We start from the raw sequence: 4726 nt of genomic DNA, 5'->3' as shown, positions 1-4726 counted from the left end.
AGACTATAGGAGGGGACTCCAGGTCCCGTGGGAAAATTTTGGAACCCGGCAGCAAGATCGACGGGATCTGGAGCGGGACCCAAATAGACGAACCCGAAAGGCGCCTGCGAGCTGACCCCCCGCCCAGCATAGGATATACCGACTGTGTTGACCGTAACTCCGCCCTCTTCGAGTGGGAAACACTTGTCGGTGTTGTTAGCTCCTTGATCCGGGGCATATGGACGATCGCTCGTGAGCGGGCTGAGCCGGCGCTGCTGCGGACAACGCGCCCACTTTAGGTCGCCCTGAGTCAGGCGGTCACGCGCGAAATATTCGAGCGAGCCGACAATTCCCCAGTTGGAGCCCGACGCGCCGCCGACCAGCGAGTAACGACTCGAATTGCCGTGCCCAACTTCGAGAATGTCATGCTGCATTTCGAAGGTGAGGCCATCGGCCTTCGTGCGCGTGACGAGGTTGACGACCCCGGCGACCGCATCCGATCCGTAAATCGACGAGGCGCCGGTGTTCAGGACTTCGATCCGCTCGATGATCGCGTTCGGCAGCACGTTGAGATCGGCCGCGCCAACTTGACCGCGGGTACCGGCCGGAGCAATCCGCCGGCCGTTCAGCAGAACCAGGGTGCGGGTTGCGCCGAGGCCGCGGAGTGACAACGTGTTGACGCCCGGGCCGCCCTCGACGACGAGGCCGCCGAAGCTGTCGTTGATCTGCGGCGTGCCGCCAGTAACGCCGACGCTCTGCAACACTTCGGCGGTTGAGTTGAAACCCGAGTCAACCTGCTCATCGCGGGTAATGATTGTCACCGGATCGGCGGTGTTGAACCGATTGCGGCGGATGCGTGAACCGACGACGACGATTTCCCCAGCGGCGCCTGGCTTTTCAGGCGTCACTTGGGCGCCCGCCTGCACGGCTTCGCCCGCCGGGGTATTGGATTCTGGGCAAAGCGCCTTGTCGACCTGGCCAGACGGAGCCTGGCAGGGATCCCGGTCGGGATTCACCGGGTCCGGGGTTTGTGCCTGCGCCGACGATGCCGCGAGGGCGATGGCGGCAAACGACACGGAAGAAAGCATCAGTCGGGTAAGTGAGCGCATGGCTTGTCGGTCCCCCAAGTATGAACGTGAATATCATCGGGTTAGTGGAGGATGAATGTGGGAAAAAAAACCATTTTCGCCGACCCGTCCGCGTTTCCGGCAGTGTCTGTAACATTAATGCCACATGATGGCGGCCGGCTAACCCATTGAACTTGCAGAGCCTACCGCGAAAGTTCGAGAATAAGCGAAGAGATATGCTTAGCCTTGCCCCTCGAGCGGCTTGATTTCCGCATCGAAGGTGACGGTCCCATGAAATTCCTCGGACTGGGGACCGATCGCCATCGGGCAGGTGATCCCGGGCATGAGCTCGACCGCGAACAGCTCTTGCACGTCCCCCTCCAACCTCAGCCATTCGGCGATTTCGCCCAGGGCCAGGTCGATCACCATCACGCCGCAAATCGGATCGAGATTCCGTTTCGTCAGTTCCTCTGAGATCGGCATTTGTTCGAATCTGCCGTAACGCGGCTTTGAAATGGTGACGAGCGCATAGCCATTGATGAGCGCCAGCCCGCGAAGGAACCCGGGGCAGAACGCAACATCCCTCACCGCTCCCGTTTGCTTGTCGACCTCGACCAGCCAACCGCGTCCGCTGTCGACGGCGTAAAGCTTGCCGTCGGCGGCCAGGCGTGGAGAATGCGGCATGGAAAGCTGATCGGTGACGACCTTGTCCGTCTCGACGTCGATGATGACACCCTTCGGAAGCGGCCGGCCGTGCCAACCGCTCGGAACGTCGGTCTGGCTGACCGCCGTCACATATTTTGGCCGTCCGTCGACCATCCCGAGCCCGTTCAGGTGGCAGCGGTCTTCGGGAGCCAGCTCGGAAATAAAACTGGGCTTCCAGATCGGCCGGAAGCTTTCGATCGGATCGATCGTCCCGAGACAGGAATGGCTCGTGTTGACGAACACCGGGCGGCCCGCGGCGTTGACGCCAAGCTCGTGGATGTCGATGTCGCCGGTGATGTGCGTACTGCGCGGCATCAGGGTCAAATCAAATTTCTCTTGAGCAACCATTCCTTCGGGAAGGATGTTCTCGAGCCGCCAAAGCTGGAGCCGGGACGCGAGCCAGAGGCCCTTGCGGTCCCAGCAAATGCCCATGGCGCGGCCGAATGCCTGCTGGTGAACGGAAACTGTGCCGTCGGGCATCGTCCCAACGAGCAGCAAGCGGCCACTCTGGTACGACGTAATAGCAAAACTGGTCTTGTTTTTAGTCAGCCAGGCAGCGAGTCCTCGCGATGCACCGATCTTCGTCTCGTCGGGCGCGGGTGTGACCGGCGGCATCGTCACCGCGGCCGCTGGCGCAACCTGACCGGGTCTGGCGTCGGCCGGCGGAGTGACTTGATCTGTCATGGTTCGCGTAAACTCCGTTAGGGCGATATTCCGGGCCTCTAGCCGCCGTCAAAGCAACGTCCAAGTGCAGTTAGTGCGATAAGGGCGCTCAGGCGGATGCGCGCGATTTGACGGCCCTCGTCGCCATGAACTGGCGGGCACGAGCGTCTGCTTTTTCGACGATCGGCAATACCGCCTGGATGACATCTTCCAGCTGGCGCCATTTCTGCCGATCCGGCCGCGATACGGTGGTTTTGGACAATGGAAGAGTGTCGCCAAGGTGTCGGTCCCACTCTAGGCCGACCCCCGCGGCGATCCCCTCCATCGTCGATTGGGCGGAATCGATGAGGTTCGCATAGGCAATGGTCTGCACCCGTCCCTCCCCGAGCCGCTCAAGGTCGTCGAGCAGTATCTCGGTTGTGATGGCCCATTGGTGCGCGACCACTTGCGGAAGCTCCATTCTCTTGAGCTCCTGCCAGCCAGGAACTAGCAACAGCGACCATGGCTCGCCAGTCCAGCCTGGCAGCGTCGGATAGGTTCGGAACGCCCCCGAACGCCACGCTTCCATCATGCTGTAAAGGGTCTCGCGCGGGTCGCGGTACAAATAGATGAAATGGGCATCTGGCCAAATGGCATCGAAGAACGGAACGCGAAGCGCATTCTTCGGCGTCTTTTCCAGCATCCGGACCCGCCCGGTCGGGCGTCGTCCGCGACGATCCACAAGCTGCCGATAGAATCCTTGGGCGAGCTGCGCGGCGCGTTCGGGTGATGCGTCATTAGCCACCAGCTGATTGGACAGCCAGCCGCGGTGCTGCGGCGCGAGGCCCGGCACGCTCTCGATCAGTTGATGGCTCTCGTCGCCAGTGGCGAACAGTCCCGGGGCCGTCACCAGCGTTTCGTAAAGCAACGTCGAGCCCGAACGAGGTGTGCTGACGATAAAGATGGGTCGATCAAAGCGCTCGCGGACCGGGGTCGCCAAAGGGGTCGCGACGCCGATCGATCCCGACACGCTCACCCCCCCGCCCGAATCGAACATGCTGTTCCGGGGGGGCTGCGGCGCTGGTTCTTTCGCTTGCTCCGTATCGGCGACGGGACCATTTGACGGCGCGAGCGCAAGCAGGAAAATGAGTTGATCGAGCATTCGGGCCAGGGGGACTTGGTTAGGCATCTCGATCGTCGCCACTCCCATTGCCAAGGCATCTTCGCGAACGTCGTTCAAAAGCCGCTCGTAGCCGGGCCGGCCGGCTTCGTCCGTCGCGAATTGCGCCCAGTTCGCCGCCCACGCGTCGATGAACATCTCCACCCGGTCCAGAACCGCGATCGCCTGCGGGTCGGACCCTGCTTTTTCACGGGTGAAGGCAAGATGGCAGCGCATTTCCCACGGCGACATGACCTGGGGCGAATTCACTTTCTCAAAACTGAGGTCGGTGCCCGGCCGCTCCGCGGGATTCAAAACGCGCGATTCGACACCGCCCGCTTCCGCGGCTTTCAACAACTCCGGAAGAATGCCGCCGCCTACTGTGTCGAGCACGAGATGGATGCGTTGGGCCTCGCCCTTGTTCTGGACGTCATGGCGAAGGAAACTGTCGAACACCCAACACTCGCCCGCCGCCATGTGAACCGTCTCGTCGCCACAGGTGAACAGCACGCCCGGGTTGGTGATGACCGGAATGTGGATCCGCAGATGTGTTCGCCAATAATAATTGATGTCGATGTGTGGCGGGACTTCGCGCCCAGGCGCCAGGCCCATGAAGCGGCTGCGGCCCCAAACGCCGCCGATTTCGGCCATGATCTGGCGGACATAGTCGCAACGTTCGAGGCTGTCGGTCCCGGCCATCGGCCCAGCGATCGCGTCCGTGTCCTCGCCCGCCGGGGTGACCAGCCGAACAGCCTCGTTCCCAAGATAGCCCGTTGGGTGCGGAGTCCAGGCCGATTTGGGCAGCGCTCGCACTTCAGCCGCCAACGCGTCCGCATCGAAGCGTATCGGCAGTTTCAGGAACGGCTGCTTCAGGCGCATCCGGCGTTATTCCTTCGCCCGTGTGGTAGAATCAATAGCGGTAATGGTCGGGCTTGAACGGGCCCTCGGTTGAAACGCCGATGTACGCCGCTTGCTTGTCGCTGAGCTTGGTCAGCTTGACCCCCAATTTGCCGAGATGGAGCTGGGCGACCTTTTCGTCGAGGTGCTTGGGCAACACGTAGACCGCGTTCTTATACTTGTCGCCGCCGGTCCACAGCTCGATCTGCGCCAACACCTGGTTGGAAAAGCTCGAGGACATAACGAAGCTTGGGTGGCCGGTGGCGTTGCCGAGGTT

At 61.9% G+C, this 4726-nt stretch carries 4 protein-coding genes; all 4 read right to left on the bottom strand.

Features of this window, described 5'->3' with window-relative positions; genetic code table 11:
- Positions 1 to 1067 (bottom strand): TonB-dependent receptor plug domain-containing protein (locus RMO25_RS12885; protein ID WP_309663005.1); only part of this gene is annotated, 1067 nt, incomplete at its 3' end.
- Between the two features lie 219 nt (positions 1068 to 1286).
- Complete coding sequence (locus tag RMO25_RS12880) at positions 1287 to 2435, bottom strand: TIGR03032 family protein (protein WP_309663004.1); 1149 nt, start codon at positions 2433 to 2435, stop codon at positions 1287 to 1289.
- Between the two features lie 88 nt (positions 2436 to 2523).
- Positions 2524 to 4431: a sulfotransferase gene (locus tag RMO25_RS12875; RefSeq protein ID WP_309663003.1), complete on the bottom strand. Its 1908-nt coding sequence runs from the start codon at positions 4429 to 4431 to the stop codon at positions 2524 to 2526.
- A gap of 31 nt (positions 4432 to 4462) precedes the next feature.
- Positions 4463 to 4726 (bottom strand): adenosylhomocysteinase (locus tag RMO25_RS12870; protein WP_309663002.1); only part of this gene is annotated, 264 nt, incomplete at its 5' end.

Origin of the sequence: Sphingomonas sp., assembly GCF_031361285.1 — a bacterium.
Taxonomy (GTDB): domain Bacteria; phylum Pseudomonadota; class Alphaproteobacteria; order Sphingomonadales; family Sphingomonadaceae; genus Sphingomicrobium.
The sequence above is the reverse complement of the archived record's forward strand: the minus strand, read 5'-3'. Positions and strand labels throughout refer to the sequence as shown.

Bases quoted from the DNA above. Each gene is read 5' to 3' on its own strand.
- RMO25_RS12875 (WP_309663003.1), bottom strand. From the start codon at position 4,431: ATGCGCCTGAAGCAGCCGTTCCTGAAACTGCCGATACGCTTCGATGCG.
- RMO25_RS12880 (WP_309663004.1), bottom strand. From the start codon at position 2,435: ATGACAGATCAAGTCACTCCGCCGGCCGACGCCAGACCCGGTCAGGTT.